Genomic DNA, 15,583 nt, shown 5'->3' with positions numbered 1-15,583 from the left:
CCGACCATAAGTTGTCTCTCATCGCCGGCGCTGCATCACGCCTGGCAGACACGAGCTTCGATCAGTCGCCGAAGCGTCGTTGCCGCCAGGGCGTCGGGCGCCTCGTCAGGCATCGGAAACACCGAACTCGCATTGATCTCGCAGAGCACATACGTGTCCTGCCCGGCCGCATCCTTCGGTCCCAACAGGAAGTCGGCGTCCCAGATGACCGGCAGGTCGTTCGGCCCGAGGTCAAGCCGCTGCGTCATCTGCGGTATCCAGTCTCGCTCCAGCAGGACCCGCAGACGCTGGAAGCGCTCGTCATTCAGTCCAGAATATAGGCGCCGTGGGGCCGATCCAGCCTCGGGCGGGGCGAGCGCCCGGACCAGTTGGTGACCGAACCCGGCGACTCGGTCGCCGGACACGTAGCAGCGGATCATCCCCTCCAAGTGCCGCGCCTGGAACGGTTGGTCGACGAGGGTGCCGCCCGCCGTGAAGTCGAAAGCGCGCTCCGACATGAACGCGTCGAGCCGCACGATGCGCTGGCTCCTGTCGCATGCCTCCTGCACCAGGACGTCCGAACCCGCCGCGCGCTCGACCTTCCACACGCCGATGCCGCCATTGCCGCGGCTCCGCTTCAGCGCCCGCGGTCCCAAGGTCAGCCGCCCGGGGAATGCCGCCGTGAGGGCGGCATGGCTCTCGTAGAGGTGCGTCTCCGATCCCCAGCCCATCTCTCGAGTCCGGTACAGCACCTCCTTGGTGCCCATCCGGTCGATCACGTCCGGATGACCGCTGACGAGGATGCCGGCGCCCGCCACTTCCCGCAGCACCGCGTCGAGCACTCTGCGGCCTTCGCCGATGTCCTCCGCCACGGGGTTCACCCAGACGAGCACGCCGTCCGCCGCCATGAGTTGGGCCCGGACCTCGCCAGCGAGATCCTCGGTCCAGACGGCGGGTTCGGCGACCACCCCATGCCGCTCCAGGGCGGCGAAGATCGCCGCGAACCGGCTGGTCTCCGGGCGTGCCTCGGCGCGAGCCTGAGCGTCGCCCCGCCAGACGATAGCGACCTTGAACGGGTGCGGATCTGCGTTGGACATGAGTCGCCCGAGAGGATGGTTTGCATCAGGGCCCGTTGGATGGGGCCGAAGGGAAGCTCCGGTTCCGGCGCGCCGCGCTCTACTGGCAAGGCCAGCGCTGCCGGAAGGCGAGTGTGACCCCGGCCAGCATGTCGAGCTGCAACATGCCGTCATGCGCCCGCGCCCAGGTCAGGAAGGTCTCCGACAGCTGCTCGATGCTGTAGTCGACGTTGCAGAGACCACCCCTGTTGCCGCCGTCGCCGAAGGCCGTGAGCGTGTCGGCGACGCCCAAGAGGTAGGCGCTGCACCAGCCCGAAGCCTCGCCCTGCGCGGCAAGACACGCCCGGTAGAGGTCTCCGGTCCTTCTCTCGCGGATATCGACTGGACCCGCCGACGACTTTCCAGGGTCGGCCGACGTGGGTCCCTGCTTGTTCGGCACGCAGGGCTGTGTTGCGCACTCGGCAGCGTCGGCTTGGGGTATCTCCACCGACAGGACGGCAGCAACAAATGCTGCCATCACGAGGGGAGGTTTGGCACGCATATAGATCGCGCGCATCGTCGATGTGGCGAGGCTACCTGTCAGCATCGGGCGACCTCCATCTGAGCAAGGGAGGCGCACCGATCTTCGGAGAGCCTTGCCGCGTCGTTTGCCCGGAAGTGCATGAGCAACAGCCGCGGTTCGTCGTCGAGCATGTGCTGGTAGGCCGCGCACCAGCCCGAAGCCCAGCCCTGCTCGGCGAGGCAGGCCCGATAGAGATCCCGGGCCGTCATCGCCCGCCGATCGACCGAGTTCGTCCCAGGCTCGCCTGTCGCTTGCCGTTCTGTCTCACTTGGGCAGGGTTGTACCGCGCAGTCGACAGCAGAGGCTTTCGCCCCTGCAGTGAAGAGGACCGCTGCGAGTACCGTCGCCACGAAAATGGGGAAGTCAGGGCGCCGGTGGATTGAAATCGTCGCTGTACGAGCACTGCTCGGATGCGCCTCCGCAATGCACGGTTGGTTTCGGTTTCCAGCGAGCACGACCGTATCCGCGCCCATCAGCCTTTGGCGACCTTCACTTGGTCGAGAGCCTCGCGTAGGCCATTGGCCAGCTTGCCCGCGTCGTCATTGGCCCAGAAGTGCATGAAGAACAGGCGCGGCTCGTCGTCGAGCATGTGGTTGTGCAGGGCCGTGACCTCGATGCCGTTCGTGCGGAGCGCCTTGATCACCGGGTTCACCTCGTCGGCGATCAGCACGAAGTCACCCGTAATCGCCGCCTTGCCGCCGCCGGTGGGTTGGAAGTTGATGGCGATCGCCGAGCCCATCGCCTCGGGCACGAACATGCCGTGGTCTTTCGGTGTCTCGGATCGCGGAACGCTGACCGCGTAGACGCCGCCGTTGACCTTACCTTTGTGGCCGAGGGCCCTGTCGATAGCCCCCGTGTCGAGATCGAGCGCGCCATCAGACGCCGTCGGCTTGGCGGGAACCGGCCCCTCGCCGGCCGAGGCTGGTCCCGTGGACGCCGTTGCTGGCGGCTTGCCGCCCGCCGTCTCACCTCCGAATGGTGTCCGGCTGGCGCCCAGGGCGCCCATCAGGGTCGTGGACAGCTTGCCCGGCTCACCATGCCCGGAGACGTGCATGTAGAGCGTGCTGGGTGAAGCGCGCAGCAGGTGGTTGTGCAGGGCAGTGATCTCTACGCCGCCCTCGACCAGGCGCTTCATCACCGGGTTCACCTCGTCCTCGGTCAGGACGAGGTCGCCCATCACCATGACCTCGTTGTCACCCGTCTTCGTGAAGGCGAGCCAGGAGCCGAGCGCGAGGGCTGGCTTGATCCGGACCCCGTCGAGTGTGACCGCAAGGTCAGTGCGTGGCAGCCCGACCCGGTAGACCCCGCCCGGCATCACGGTGCCCGGCTTGCCGAGGCCAGTCGCGATGGCCTGCTGCCACTCCTCGGCGGCTGATGCCGCGCTCGTGCAGGTCACAAGCCCCAGGAGCGCAAGAGTTGCAGTAATGCGTTGCATGGTCTCATCTCCATCTTCCGCCCCGGCCTCACTGCCGGTGCCCAGGTTTTCGCGGGATGTCCTCCTCGGGAAGAACGCCTTCACGCCGGAGTTGAGCCGGGTACCGGCCATCCCGCAACGCTACCGAGGCCGATCGCCTTGGCGAGTTGTGACCGCAGCGCGGCATAGCTGGCGGCCACCATCGGGTAATCCTCGGGCAGGCCGTAACGTTCACGGTAGCTGGAGGGGTCGAGTCCATGGCTGGCGAGGTGCCGTTTCAAGGTCCTGTAGGGCTTGCCATCGATAAAGCTGATCAGCGCATTCGACGTGATCGATTTGCGGATCTGCGCAGGTGTCGCTGTCTCCGCGGCTTTAGACAGAGGGGGTCTACGCGCGAGATTATCAACGGCCGCGTGAATGTTGCCAATAAGCATCGGCAACTCGGCCGGAGGAAGGGGGTTTTTTGAAACATAGGCCGATACGATCTCTGTGACGAGATCGACGGACTTAAACGGTCTGTCTTGATCAGAGATTTTTGCGGTCGTGTCAACGCGTCGTCCGGAGTAACCCATAATATACTTCCGGTTATGCAATGTCTTCATTTGGAATAACCTTCCCAATCTGGCAAAAGGTTTATCTTACACGACGTGGCGCCTCATCAAAAACGAAGCCAGGCGAGGCCCGAGCAGCTGCGGCTCGGCACTATAGAGCTGTGTCTCAGAAGCGAGACGCTGGCGCTTTGAGCACGCCCTCCTCAGGCAAAGTGCCGTCATCGCGTCGGAACTCGACGCGAGAACCGGCCATCCAGACCTGGGTGCAGGGCTCGGCGCCTAGACAAAGAGCATCGCCCTTGAACCGCCATCGGCCGGTGCTGGCGCGGCCGAGAGAGACGACGTACAGACGCCCTCTCGGCGCGAACCGATAACTCCAATGCACTTCGTCGGTCACTTCCTTGCCGACGAACCGGGCTTGGATCTCGGAGGCGTTTAGTTGACGATACACTTCTCCGGCACGAGCTTCGCCACCTGCCAAAATGCTGACGACGAGAGAGAGAGCGAGAAGTTCGACGCGCATTAGATCAACCCTGTGAGTTGGAGGGTGATACCGGCGGCCGCACAAGCACCAATCGTCGGGATCATACCGAGATTCAGCCTGAAGACGGCGAGCGCCGAGAACGCTGCAAGACCGAGCGCGAAGATGTTCAGACTGGACAAGACTGGAACGTCGACACCGATTGGGCCCATGGTGAAGTGGTAAAGTTCGCCGAAGAGCGTGTGCAGGGCAAACCAGACGGCTAGATTTAGAATAACGCCCACGACTGCCGCGGTTATGGCGGACAATGCACCGGCCAGGGCACGATTGCCACGTAGGCGCTCGCAGTACGGTGCGCCGACAAAGATCCAGAGAAAGCAGGGGGCGAAGGTCACCCAGGTAGTCAGCAGGCCGCCTAACGTTGCGGCAAGCAGCGGCGGCATGGCCCCAGGTGCGCGGAACGCAGCCATGAACCCGACGAACTGCGTGACCATAATCAGCGGACCGGGCGTGGTCTCGGCCATGCCGAGGCCGTCGAGCATCTCGCCGGGCTTCAGCCAGCCGTAGTGCTCCACCGCCTGCTGGGCGACGTAGGACAGCACCGCGTAGGCGCCCCCGAAGGTCACCATTGCCATCTTGGAGAAGAACACCGCGATGTTGGCAAAGACATCGTCGGTCCCGACAGTCAGCAGGACGGCGGCAACGGGGAGCAGCCAGATCGCGAGCCAAACTCCTAGGGTGCGGAGCGTGGCGCCCAATGTCGCACGCTCGCGCGGTAGCTCGTCGTCACCGAGCAGGTAGGGACCGCCATCATCCTTGTGGGCTGCGCCGTGACCGCTACCTCGAAACTGGGATAGGCCGGCGCGACCACCATAAAACCCGATAATGCCGGCCATCAGGATGATGATCGGAAAAGGTACATCAAAGAAAAAAATGGCCACGAAAGCAGTCGCCGCCAGTGCGACCATGGCCTGGCCTTTGAGGGCACGTCGACCGATGCGCAGAACTGCTTCGGCCACGATGGCGAGGACAGCCGCCTTGAGGCCGAAATATAACCCCGCTATTATCCCAACGTTGCCGTAGAGGACGTAGATCCAGCTCAGGGCCATGATCGCGAGCACCCCGGGCAGGACGAACAAGCCTCCTGCGATCACGCCACCCCGGGTGCCGTGCATGAGCCAGCCGATATAGGCAGCAAGCTGCTGCGCCTCCGGCCCGGGGAGAAGGGTGCAGAAATTCAGTGCGTGCAGGAAGCGGTTCTCGGAGATCCAACGCTTCTCCTCGACTAGGACGCGATGCATGACCGCGATCTGGCCGGCCGGACCGCCGAAGGAGAGAGCCGCGATGCGCGCCCAGACTGGCAGCGCCTCACCGAGCGTGATACTACTCTGCGGTCGGGATAACGTTGAGATAGCCTCCGAGTCATCTCTTTGCCGACAGGTAGAATTGTTCATCGACTTATCTAGAATTATCATAATTTCTCCAGGTGCTTTGATGATATATTATTAGTGATATGTATCTGTAAATTGGTGATTTATGGTCGAACAAAACGATAAAAATATTTTATAATGCCTATATCGTTATTATTTACCTAGAAATTTCGCCAGAAATAGGCGGCCAAGCGTGATTTTCCGTCTGTCTCTTCTTTGCCCAAGCATGAAGAGCGTCGTAAATGACAAAACCGTATTTCAGGACTTCGTTGTCGTCAGGCGTGAGATCGCGCAATCCCATCGAGATGGCGAGCAGACCCGACGATTGTGGTGTCAGATCGTGGCGGTTCGTATCGGCGCCCCGCACAATGGCTGCGATCGTCACAAGAGCTGGATCGCGGCTTAGTCCGTATTCCGCTAGGAAAGTGTCGAAGGTGCATCCATCACCGATGTGCGTGAACTTCACATCGGGCACGTCGTAGGGCGTAGCGCCTGTCGCCTGCGCCGTGGCTGTGACTTGGTCAGATGGTACAAACAGGAACTCGGGCTCCTGATCGATAAACCGATCGATCAGCCAGGGACAGGCGATCCGGTCGATGACGGGACGTTCGCGGGTCACCCACTTCATTGCGCTCCTCCATAGCCTTTCCCGCGCAAGCCCTGAACCTCAGGGCGGCGATCAAGCAGGCGCCGCCATCTGCCGGTATAAGCTACATGCGTTCCCGTGTAAATAGAAATTGATACGCACGTATCAAGGGCGGCTTGCGGTGGCGAGGGTTTCCAGTATGTGGCTATTGCCGCATGCACCTCTCGGTATCGAGGCATTAATATGGAACAGTTTGAATGCGCGCACTCGAAGAAGCACAAATCGAATAATACACACGACCATGCTCTAAATCATTTGTCCGCAACCAAAAATCGTGTTCAGATTTAAATAAAAATACCGAAACAAAATATAGTTTTATGTAAAACTGCTACGTACCGTGCACAGTCGCAATTACTGTAATCATGCAAAACTACGACCGGGAATAAATGAAAAATAGATCGAAAAACGGATCATGCGGTCGAAATACGCACGTCTGCTGTGCAACGCATCGGCTCCAGCGGACGTCTATAAGCTAACTGCGGATTACCGACGACTTGACGAACTGTTGGGGAGGCTTGGACGCATGTTGATGGCGCATTCCGGCAGGCCATCGATCATCCGTCAGCGACGGGTGATGAACGGAGCAATTGCCGCGGTGTTTCGAACGCGGTCCTGTCTGTGTGCCGGCCGCCACAATGCGCGGGACGTATAGGCTGGTCGGAGTCGGAGTGCCTTAACAAGCCCCAATATCGCCATCGAGACGCGGGTAAAGCGCGTGACGTCTCCGGCCATCGATCAAGCCCGTGGCTTGCGAAAACTCTCAAACAGGACGTCAAACACAGCTCCGCCCCGGGTCAGTCGCTCCTCGTCACTGCTCGTGGACACGCAGACTCCAGCAATCAGTGCTTTGATCCCTGCGGTTTCTTCGCGACCGAATTTATTGTCCTTGAGGTCGATATCGTGAACGACCTGACCGATGGCAACGAGAGCCGGTTCTCTCAGAGCAAACCGGGAAAGCAAAACCTCAAACGTGCACATATCACCTTCGTGCGTAAACTCCGCCTCAAACATGTCGAAACGCAACTCGTCCGCCAGCAAGGTGTAGTTCTTTGCTTGAACAAATTTAAACTGCGCCTCCGAGTCGATATAGCGGCGAATCAGCCAAGCCGAAGCGATACGGTCAACGTGGACGTCTTGCCGGGTAACCCACGTTCTACCTTTCAGGGACATCGACATAGGTGCCTCCTTCTGCCGTCCGTCCACTACGCCCTCCTGAACGGCGATCTCCAGGGTGCTCAACCGCGCTTCGAGGGCTTCGAGGATGCCGTCAGCTGCCTCGCGGCCATTCGCGCCAAAGAAGTCGATCGCAACAATCGTATCCCGTCGCGACATTAGTCTCTTAAGCTGGGCGGCGGCTTCAGAAACGTTAGCCGACGGCATCGCGACGAGTGCGGCGTCAAGCTTTCGGACGACTTTGATTATGTCCGTGTACTCATCGTCGCGTGCCGCATTAAATAATTCACGAACTTCCTGATCCGACATCCCAGCCAGCAGCGTGGCTTCCCAGATCATCGCCTCGCCGCCACCTTCGATAATCTCCTTGAGAAGCCATTCAAAATCTTCTCTGGATTGATCGCCGGCCGGCAGCGCGTAGACCGCGCCCTTAATCGCGACAGCCCCAATAGCGTTGAGCCTACGCCAGATCTTCACACGGAAATAGGCGGGTTTTGTTGGGATCTGATGCAGCAACAGGAGCCATCGCTGCACGGTCACACCTACCTCGCTAATCACGTCGTCCTCTCTGTCTACACAGCCGCGGCCAAATTGCAACACCTGTTACATTTGGCCGCGTATAACACTTTAGGTGCGTCATCATGTCGTGGGGGTCGGCTGTGCTTCGATGGTGTTTCGGACCGCCTGATCGCCCTTCGAAGCGCCTCAATGACGGCGGCCACGAGCCGCCTCGTTTTAGATTCATTTGTAGCACTGATACGCTTGAAATGATACGGGCGTATCGTAAGATAGGGTCACGGGCAGGCGGCTGGGCCCTGTTCGAGAGCCGAAGCTAACGCCGGCCTACCCGCTACGCCGCTTCCTAAAGGAGGAATGCAATGTCGATGTGGAAACTGGGCATGTTCGTGACAGCTGCTGGGGTAACTGCCTTAACCGCAGGAGTTCTGACAGCCGCAACAGTCGACGAGCCCAAGATCAGGCAATACCTTGAGGCACAAGGATACTCCGATATTCGCATCGTAAAAACTGAAGGGGATCATGTCGATGTGACAGCAGTGAAGAACGGCAAGTCGGAAAAACTTGATGTCGACCCACAGACCGGCAAAAGCAAACCAGAAGACGACGATGATTAATTGGAAATGTCAGGACTTCGGTCTGCAACGAACCGACTCTTTTGAGTGCTGATTTACTAATGATCGCGCGCAATTTCAATGTGGATATTGCGACCGAACAATCTCTAGATACCGACTGGCTCAGCTGGCAGGATATCCAACTTGTACCGGGCGGACAGGCAGGAGCGCCCGCCCGCCCGGCTGCATTCGATGCAAGGACGCGCCATGCCCGTGCCCAACACCATCTCCGTCGACAAACTCGCACGCCTGATCGGCACCCCGGCTTGTCCAGTGCTCGTCGACGTGCGCACCACACGCGACTTTGCTGAAGACCCGCGCCTGATCCCGGGTTCGCGACCGCGCCAATGGGATGCTGTCGCCGAGTGGGCCCCCTCGCTGGGCAGTCGGCCTGCCGTCGTGATCTGCCAGCGCGGCCACAAGCTCAGTCACGGCGTGGCCGCTTGGCTCCGCACAACCGGCATCGCCGCCGAGGCTCTCGACGGCGGCACGGCGGAGTGGGCGCGGGCGGGGCTGCCGATGGTCCCCGCTGACAAGCTCCAGAATTGCGACGGTCAGGGGCGGACCGTCTGGGTGACCCGCGCCCGGCCGAAGGTCGACCGCATCGCCTGTCCCTGGCTAATCCGCCGGTTCATCGATCGCGAGGCGGTGTTCCTTTTCGTGCCGCCGAGCGAGGTCGAGGAGGTCGCACGGCGTTTCAACGGCGAGGCGTTCGATATCGATGCGCCCGAGGTGTTCTGGAACCACCGTGGCGAGCTTTGCACCTTCGATGTCATGGTCCAGGAGCTCGGCCTCGCAACGCCGCCGCTGCTGCACCTCGCCACGCTCGTGCGCGGTGCCGATACAGCTCGGCCGGATCTTGCGCCCGAGGCGGCGGGACTGCTTGCCGCGTCGCTCGGCCTGTCCCGGATCTACGCCAACGACCTCGCGCAACTCGACGCGGGCATGCTCCTTTACGACGCCTTCTACCGATGGTGTCGCGATGCGACCGATGAGGACCACAACCGGCCGACCAACAAGCCGCGGTCGGGGGTGTGACCATGAGCACCGCCATCTTGAATGCTGCCGTGCCGCCCGTCACCCTCGCTGAAGCCGCACCAGTCTGGACCCGCATCGCCGCGCTCTCGTTCGGGGGCCCGGCCGGGCAGATCGCGGTGACGCACCGCGGCAGTGATCGGGGTGATCCTCAACCTCGCAGTCTGGTTCGCTATCCACACGGTGTTCGCCGAGGTCCTCCCGTTCGCGGGCGGCCCGCTGCGCATCGATGCTCCGGTGCTCGCCAGCCTCGATCCGAATGCGCTGGGGCTAGCCGCCGTGGCCGTCCAGGCTGTGTTTCGCTTGAAGGTCGCATGGTCTCGATCCTGGCTGGCTGCGCCGCGGCCGGCGTCCTCCTGAAGTTTGCTGGGGTCGTCCGATGAGACAATCGCTCGCGACGAGCCGGGTGGCCGTGCTCATCTGTGTTCTCTGCGGATCGGCCCGATCAGCGGAGCTGCCCGGTTTCGAGGCGATGCAGACGGGACCCGGTACCCCCGGCCGATGGGAGACGGTCGTCGACGCCGAAGCCGCGGACGGTCGCGCTGTTGTGCAGACGAGCGATGACCCGACCGACGACCGCTTCCCGCTGCTGATCCGGATGGCGACCGCCCCCGCGGACGTGAGGGTGCGAACCCGGATCAAACCGATGGCGGGCTCGGTCGACCAGGCCGGTGGCATGGCGCTCCGGCTCCTCGACCGGAACAACTACTACCTCGTCCGCGCGAACGCGCTCGAGAGCAACGTGCGCTTCTACAAGGTGACGGCTGGCCGGCGCGTCCAGCTGGCCGGTGCCGACTTGCCGGTGACGGCGGGTGCTTGGCACGAGCTGGCGATCACCGCGCGCGAGGACCGCTTCGCGGTGTCCTTCGACGGGCGCGAGCTGTTCACTGCCGTGGACGAGACGTTCCGGAGCCCCGGCAAGATCGCGTTCTGGACCAAGGCTGACAGCGTCACCTGGTTCGACCGTCTCGACGTCGAGGAGCTGCGGTAATGACGCGCTCCCCGTTCCTGATGCTGCTCGTCCTTGCCCTCGCGTCAGCCGGACCAGCGCCCGTGAACGCCGCCGAACCCTTCCGGCGGTTGCCGGGGCGCGACCTCACCGCTCGGCTACCCGGCATGGAACTGACCGAGGACGTGCACTGGACCTACGGCTTCGAGCGGGGCGGTCGGCAGCGATCGGTGTCGATGGGCACGATCCGGACCGGCGCCTGGCGCGTCCGCGGCGACGAGCTCTGCCTCGATGGCGGTCCTGACGGCGCCCGCTGCTTCCAGGTCTGGGCGGCCGGCAACGCCGTCGACCTCCGACGCGACGACGGGACCCTACCGGACGCCGGCATCCTCCACAAACCTCAGTCCCGCCGGTAGCGGGCAGCCTTCCCGAAAGAGAGGATCCATGACTAATCCGATCGAGCGCCGTGAACTGTTCCTAGCCGGGGGCAGCCTCGCAGCCGTCGGCCTGGGGGCCGGCTCGGCCGCCGAGACGCCCGCCGGCAACCCACCCACTCCGAAGCTGCCGCCCTACGCCATCAAGCCGCTGCCGCTCGATCCTCAGAAGATTTCCGGCATGAGCGAGCGCATCCTGATCAGCCACTATGAGAACAACTATGTCGGCGCCGTGAAGCGGCTCAATAGCATCGCCGATCAGCTAGCTACCATGGATTATGAAAAAACACCCGGCTTCGTGATCAACGGGCTGAAGCGCGAAGAGCTGATCGCCACCAACTCGATGATCCTGCACGAGCTGTTCTTCGCCGGGCTCGGCGACCAGAGCAAGCCTGGTCCGGCGCTGGAAGCGGCAATGATCCGTGATTTCGGCAGCGTCGAGCGCTGGCGCGCGCAGTTCACCGCGATGGGCCGCGCCGAGGGTGGGGGGGCCGGCTGGGTGCTGCTGACCTATAGTCCCCGCGACAAGCGCCTCGTCAACGCCTGGGCGGCCGACCACACCACCACGCTGGCCGGTGGCACGCCGATCGTCGCGATGGATATGTACGAGCACGCTTATCAGATGGATTTCGGGGCCAAGGCCGGCAACTACGTCGACGTCTTCATGAAGGTGATCCGCTGGGACAACGCCGACCGCCTCTATGACGAGGCGAGCCGAGCCTGATGCGCGCGATTGGTCCTCGTTGCTGTGGTCGGGCTGCTGCTCATCCTTGGCGTCGCGGTCGTGACCGCAGCCACGAGACCCGATCACCCCTCACGGGGAACAAGCGAAGGCCCGGCTTCCCAAATTCCAGAGCGTCAGAATGGGTCAGTCACTTCACACGCCTCCTTGCCTGCTCGGACAGTATAACACTTGTTTCATTCCGAATTTAAAATGGAATAGAAGTTTCATAGCGGCTGTTTTCGATGTAAGGGAGGTGTGATCTCGGACAAGAGATGACAGTTGCCGGGCAAGGTTGGCTTTTGCTGTTGCAGCAGATCCCGACAAAGCCCGCGTATTTCCGTGTGAAGATCCGGCGCCGCCTCAGCTCAATTGGAGCCGTGCCTGTCAAAATGCGGTATGCGCTCTTCCAACGGGCGAGCAGTACCGGGAGGATTTCGAGTGGCTTCTGAAGGAGATCGTCGAAGGCGGTAGCGAGGCGATGATCTAGGAGGCCGGTTTCATCGGCGAGATGGCCAGCGCATTCAACTGCATCGTAAGGATGAACTTCCGGAAGACGCCCCCCTCTAGCTACCACAGAAGCGGACCTGAATTCGGTAACACTTGGATGAATAAACAACAGGCGCTCATCAAGACGAAGACCCAACGGAAATTGCAAGACTATTCTGCCCGTCTGTACAGATCGGAGACGCAAATGAACCAGCATCCGGTTGCGTATGTCCCGAAGGGCAGATTGGCCAAGTGGCTTGAGAGCAGACTGCCACTTGGGGGGCTACTCCACTCATCGTTCGTAGCCTTTCCGGTGCCCAGGAACCTCACCTACTTTTGGACTTTTGGCGGCGTTCTCGCCTTCATGTTGCTGGAGCAGATCGCGACCGGCATCTGGCTCGCCATGCACTACAAGCCTGATGCAAAACTTGCCTTCGACTCGGTCGAGCATATCATGCGTGACGTGAATTACGGTTGGCTCTTACGTTACGCGCATGCCAACGGTGTGTCGGTGTTTTTTTTCGCTGTTTATGTTCATATTTTTCGCAATCTTTATTACGGTTCTTACAAAGCCCCGCGAGAAGTTTTGTATTTAATTGGTATTGTTATTTTTCTGTTGATGATGGCCACAGCCTTTATCGGTTACGTACTGCCATGGGGACAGGAAAGTTTTTGGGGTGCGACCGTTATAACCAATTTGTTCTCCGCCGTTCCATTGGTCGGCGGCACAATCGTTTCCCTACTTTGGGGCGGGTACTCTGTGGGTGATCCGACCCTGAACCGCTTCTTCTCGCTTCACTATCTTCTGCCCTTCATGATCGTGGGAATGGTCGTCCTGCACATTTGGGCATTGCATGTTCCGGGCAATAACAACCCGACCGGTATACCGATTAAGTCCAGCAAAGATTCAGTTCCGTTTCATCCTTACATGACAGCGAAAGACGGCTTGGCTCTAATTATTTCTATGATTATTTTCGCATGGCTTGTATTTTACATTCCAAATTATACATTGGCGGCAGACAATTATATCCCCGCAAACCCAGCAGTGACGCCAGCAGAGATCGTGCCACAATGGTACTTTCTCCCCTTCTATGCAATCCTACGTGCCGTCCCGGATAAGCTCGGCGGTGTGACGGCGATGTTTGGGGCAGTGCTCGTCCTTGTACTCGTTCCCTGGCTCGACACTTCGCCTGTGCGCTCGGCCAACTACCGGCCCGTTTATCGCCAGTTCTTCTGCGTGTTTGTCCTCGTTTGTGTCGGGCTCGGATGGCTCGGCGCCAAACCGCCGACAGGCGGCTACGTCATCGCAGCGAGGATCTGCACGATTTACTACTTCGCGCATTTCCTAATTATCATGCCACTTGTTGGACTGTTTGAGACACCGACCCCAATGCCGGGCTCGATCCTGGAAAGCGTGCTGAATTTCCCTGCAACGCAAGCGAAGGCTGACCGGAGATCACAGCCTGAACCTCTGACTGGCATGCAGATGTCATCGGAGAGCGTGTGTGATCGAGGCGCATGATCGCTGCCGAGCAGCTCGCCGGGTCAATCCGGTGTGCCAGGCAACGTCTGGAATCGATCTTGCGGAACTTCAGTCTTCCCGGAGCGCATCAATGTCGTCTAGCCTTGACCGTTTACGAGCTGGCCGCCGAAGCACGGTCATGCAGCACATATTGCTGTGCGTTTTGATCGGTGTTTTAGGCAGCGGGAACGTATCGCAGGCATCGGAGATGCGTCGGCTCTCAGGGATGGAGATCAGGACGACGCTGACTGGAAAGATGCTTACGGATTACGCCCACATGAGTGAGACCTACGAACGCTCAGGAAAACTCGTGATCGATAGCGATGGCGATATCAGCAAAGGCACTTGGCGGGTCTCGGACGATCATCTGTGTAAGCGACGACCAGGTATCCTCGACGAGTGTTATGAGATGTGGATCGCCGCGAACCACGTGGAATTGAGACATCCGATCTATCCGGCTTTCGAGGCCGACCTTCGTGCTCCCTGAGACAGCCAAGGTAGCGCCAGTACGTCCGTCCCGCGGGCGTCCGTAAGTACTTATCGCAAGTTCGCGGTTGACGGTCCTCCAGATCCCGATCCGGCCCAGGAGCCCCTCAGGCTAGTGCTTAACCGTAAGCCCAATGTCGGGCTTTCGGGCGGCAATCGTATGACGGATTACCACTCAATTAGGACATCTGTCCGATCATCTGCGGCATCGAAAACCGACGGTTTCCAGGCACATAAATCTGTCAGGTTTGCGCGTCGGGAAATTAAAAAGGGGGTCCGAGCTGACTCACCGCCGTTCATAGGGCTGGGCTTACGGAACCTTCAAGCCTGCATAAGTGCGAAGGCGCAGTAGCCGCACTCAAGCGGCAGCACGAGAGCAGCGGTGAACTGCTGCGTAAACTGGGTGACGGCCACTGGTGGCCTGATGATCATTTGGGAGATGAGGGCGCGGCTGCTGTCCTGCTCCATGCGCATCGCATCGCATCGAGGAGATCGCGCGCATCGTGGCGACCATGAAGGACTGAGATGCAGATAATCGACCATTAGCGGACAAGCCATAGCACAGCACAGGCACGGACTTTGGTAACCTGCACATAACTGCGCTGAGTTCCGTGATGGTGGGACGAGGCCCTGTCGGCGCAGCTTCAGTGCTCCTCTTCCAGTACGACCCTGGCCTTGATGGTCGCGATCAGAACCTCGTCACCCTCGCTCGACGAGATGCGCACGCGGTAGCCGCCGCGCTCCAGTTCCTCGATCTTCTCCAGCGCATCAGCAGCCGTTTGAACCCGAAAGCTGACGCGTGGCGCCTCGGCGTTGGCGAGGTTCGCCCCAGCGATGATGTAGCCCATAAACCCTCCGACGCGTCGCCTGGGGCGAACCCTGGCAGTGGCCTATTCAGGCACCCCGAGAAACACCTGCCACGGCGGCATGTGCGTCCGCATCATCGTGGATGCCCTGCCAGCCAAGCCAGCCCGTGTAGAGGCCGACCAGCACGATCAGCATTGCCGAGGCGTAGGGGGCCTGCCGGGCGAAGCCACTGAACCCGGACAAGCGCGAGGCGACGTGTTTGACGCTGAGCGCCGCCAGCACGCCCGCCGATACCATTGTGATCGCCAACCCAACGCTGAAACAGACCACCAGCGCGAACCCGAGGCTGAACTGTTTCAACTGGATGCAGAGCAGCAGCACGGTAATCGCCGCCGGGCACGGGATCAGACCGCCGGTCAGGCCAAAAAGTACGATCTGCCCCGTCGTCACCTGCCGCCCCGCGAACCGGCGCCGGATGTCCTCGGCATGGGCTCGCGCATGCGCATCATCCTCGTCGCCCAAGTTCATGTGATCGTGGTCGTGCTCCTCGAACACGACCTCACGGATCTCGACTCCAGTCCAGCCATCGAGGTGCAGCCGTGCCGTGAAGGCATGCGGCTCAGGTGTAGCGGCGCGCAATCGAACTGTGGCGGAGGCGCAATCGAGGGCGTTTTCCGGCGCACGATCGGTGAGACTGG

At 60.9% G+C, this 15,583-nt stretch carries 19 protein-coding genes; 8 read left to right on the top strand and 11 right to left on the bottom strand.

The features are described from left to right. Positions 1–35 precede the first annotated feature (35 nt). From LGR69_RS30970 to LGR69_RS30935, 8 genes are all read right to left on the bottom strand, one after another. Complete coding sequence (locus LGR69_RS30970; RefSeq protein ID WP_230368495.1) at positions 36–1,076, bottom strand: Cj0069 family protein; 1,041 nt, start codon at positions 1,074–1,076, stop codon at positions 36–38. 79 nt (positions 1,077–1,155) lie between these two features. After that, positions 1,156–1,641, bottom strand: coding sequence for a Rap1a/Tai family immunity protein (locus LGR69_RS30965; RefSeq protein WP_230368494.1), 486 nt, complete (start codon positions 1,639–1,641; stop codon positions 1,156–1,158). 448 nt (positions 1,642–2,089) lie between these two features. After that, entirely contained in the window at positions 2,090–3,052 is a 963-nt protein-coding gene (locus LGR69_RS30960) for a DUF1259 domain-containing protein (RefSeq protein WP_230368508.1), read from the bottom strand. A gap of 80 nt (positions 3,053–3,132) precedes the next feature. Beyond that, positions 3,133–3,633, bottom strand: coding sequence for a Ros/MucR family transcriptional regulator (locus tag LGR69_RS30955; protein ID WP_230368493.1), 501 nt, complete (start codon positions 3,631–3,633; stop codon positions 3,133–3,135). 115 nt (positions 3,634–3,748) lie between these two features. After that, on the bottom strand, positions 3,749–4,105 hold the full coding sequence (locus tag LGR69_RS30950) for a hypothetical protein (protein WP_230368492.1): 357 nt from the start codon (positions 4,103–4,105) through the stop codon (positions 3,749–3,751). Beyond that, complete coding sequence (chrA, locus tag LGR69_RS30945) at positions 4,105–5,517, bottom strand: chromate efflux transporter (protein ID WP_230368491.1); 1,413 nt, start codon at positions 5,515–5,517, stop codon at positions 4,105–4,107. Before chrA ends, LGR69_RS30950 begins: the two co-directional genes overlap by 1 nt. Before the next feature lie 133 nt (positions 5,518–5,650). Further along, positions 5,651–6,121, bottom strand: coding sequence for a chromate resistance protein ChrB domain-containing protein (locus LGR69_RS30940; RefSeq protein ID WP_230368490.1), 471 nt, complete (start codon positions 6,119–6,121; stop codon positions 5,651–5,653). Positions 6,122–6,874: 753 nt separating this feature from the next. Then, a complete protein-coding gene (locus LGR69_RS30935; RefSeq protein WP_230368489.1) occupies positions 6,875–7,870 on the bottom strand; it encodes a chromate resistance protein ChrB domain-containing protein in 996 nt (331 codons plus the stop codon). Positions 7,871–8,190: 320 nt separating this feature from the next. Between LGR69_RS30935 and LGR69_RS30930 the strand changes: the two genes are divergently transcribed. From LGR69_RS30930 to LGR69_RS30895, 8 genes are all read left to right on the top strand, one after another. Further along, positions 8,191–8,445 (top strand): PepSY domain-containing protein, encoded by a 255-nt coding sequence (locus tag LGR69_RS30930; protein ID WP_230368488.1) that lies wholly within the window; start codon positions 8,191–8,193, stop codon positions 8,443–8,445. Positions 8,446–8,649: 204 nt separating this feature from the next. Continuing rightward, complete coding sequence (locus LGR69_RS30925; RefSeq protein ID WP_230368487.1) at positions 8,650–9,480, top strand: chromate resistance protein ChrB domain-containing protein; 831 nt, start codon at positions 8,650–8,652, stop codon at positions 9,478–9,480. 141 nt (positions 9,481–9,621) lie between these two features. Then, positions 9,622–9,837, top strand: a complete 216-nt coding sequence (locus LGR69_RS30920; RefSeq protein WP_230368486.1) for a hypothetical protein — start codon at positions 9,622–9,624, stop codon at positions 9,835–9,837. Positions 9,838–9,883: 46 nt separating this feature from the next. Beyond that, the gene (locus LGR69_RS30915; RefSeq protein WP_230368485.1) at positions 9,884–10,468 is read left to right on the top strand and encodes a hypothetical protein; all 585 of its coding nucleotides are present in this window, start codon (positions 9,884–9,886) and stop codon (positions 10,466–10,468) included. Then, positions 10,468–10,842 (top strand): hypothetical protein, encoded by a 375-nt coding sequence (locus LGR69_RS30910; RefSeq protein WP_230368484.1) that lies wholly within the window; start codon positions 10,468–10,470, stop codon positions 10,840–10,842. Before LGR69_RS30915 ends, LGR69_RS30910 begins: the two co-directional genes overlap by 1 nt. Before the next feature lie 199 nt (positions 10,843–11,041). Beyond that, entirely contained in the window at positions 11,042–11,584 is a 543-nt protein-coding gene (locus LGR69_RS30905) for a superoxide dismutase (protein WP_230368507.1), read from the top strand. 691 nt (positions 11,585–12,275) lie between these two features. Continuing rightward, the gene (locus tag LGR69_RS30900) at positions 12,276–13,592 is read left to right on the top strand and encodes a cytochrome b (protein ID WP_230368483.1); all 1,317 of its coding nucleotides are present in this window, start codon (positions 12,276–12,278) and stop codon (positions 13,590–13,592) included. A gap of 277 nt (positions 13,593–13,869) precedes the next feature. After that, a complete protein-coding gene (locus LGR69_RS30895) occupies positions 13,870–14,079 on the top strand; it encodes a hypothetical protein (protein ID WP_230368482.1) in 210 nt (69 codons plus the stop codon). A 320-nt stretch (positions 14,080–14,399) separates the two neighbouring features. Here the strand turns inward: LGR69_RS30895 and LGR69_RS30890 are convergent, their stop codons facing one another. The 3 genes from LGR69_RS30890 to LGR69_RS30880 form a co-directional block, all read right to left on the bottom strand. Continuing rightward, a complete protein-coding gene (locus LGR69_RS30890; protein WP_230368481.1) occupies positions 14,400–14,546 on the bottom strand; it encodes a hypothetical protein in 147 nt (48 codons plus the stop codon). Positions 14,547–14,722: 176 nt separating this feature from the next. Continuing rightward, positions 14,723–14,926 carry a hypothetical protein gene (locus LGR69_RS30885; protein WP_230368480.1) on the bottom strand — a complete coding sequence of 68 codons (204 nt, stop codon included), beginning with the start codon at positions 14,924–14,926 and terminating at the stop codon, positions 14,723–14,725. Positions 14,927–14,972: 46 nt separating this feature from the next. Then, on the bottom strand, positions 14,973–15,583 hold a 611-nt coding region (locus LGR69_RS30880; RefSeq protein ID WP_230368471.1), incomplete at its 5' end, for a nickel/cobalt efflux transporter.

The sequence above is a fragment of the Methylobacterium brachiatum genome (assembly GCF_020523825.1).
GTDB lineage: Bacteria > Pseudomonadota > Alphaproteobacteria > Rhizobiales > Beijerinckiaceae > Methylobacterium > Methylobacterium brachiatum.
Note: the sequence above shows the minus strand (reverse complement) of the source record. Positions and strands in the feature narration are given on the sequence as shown.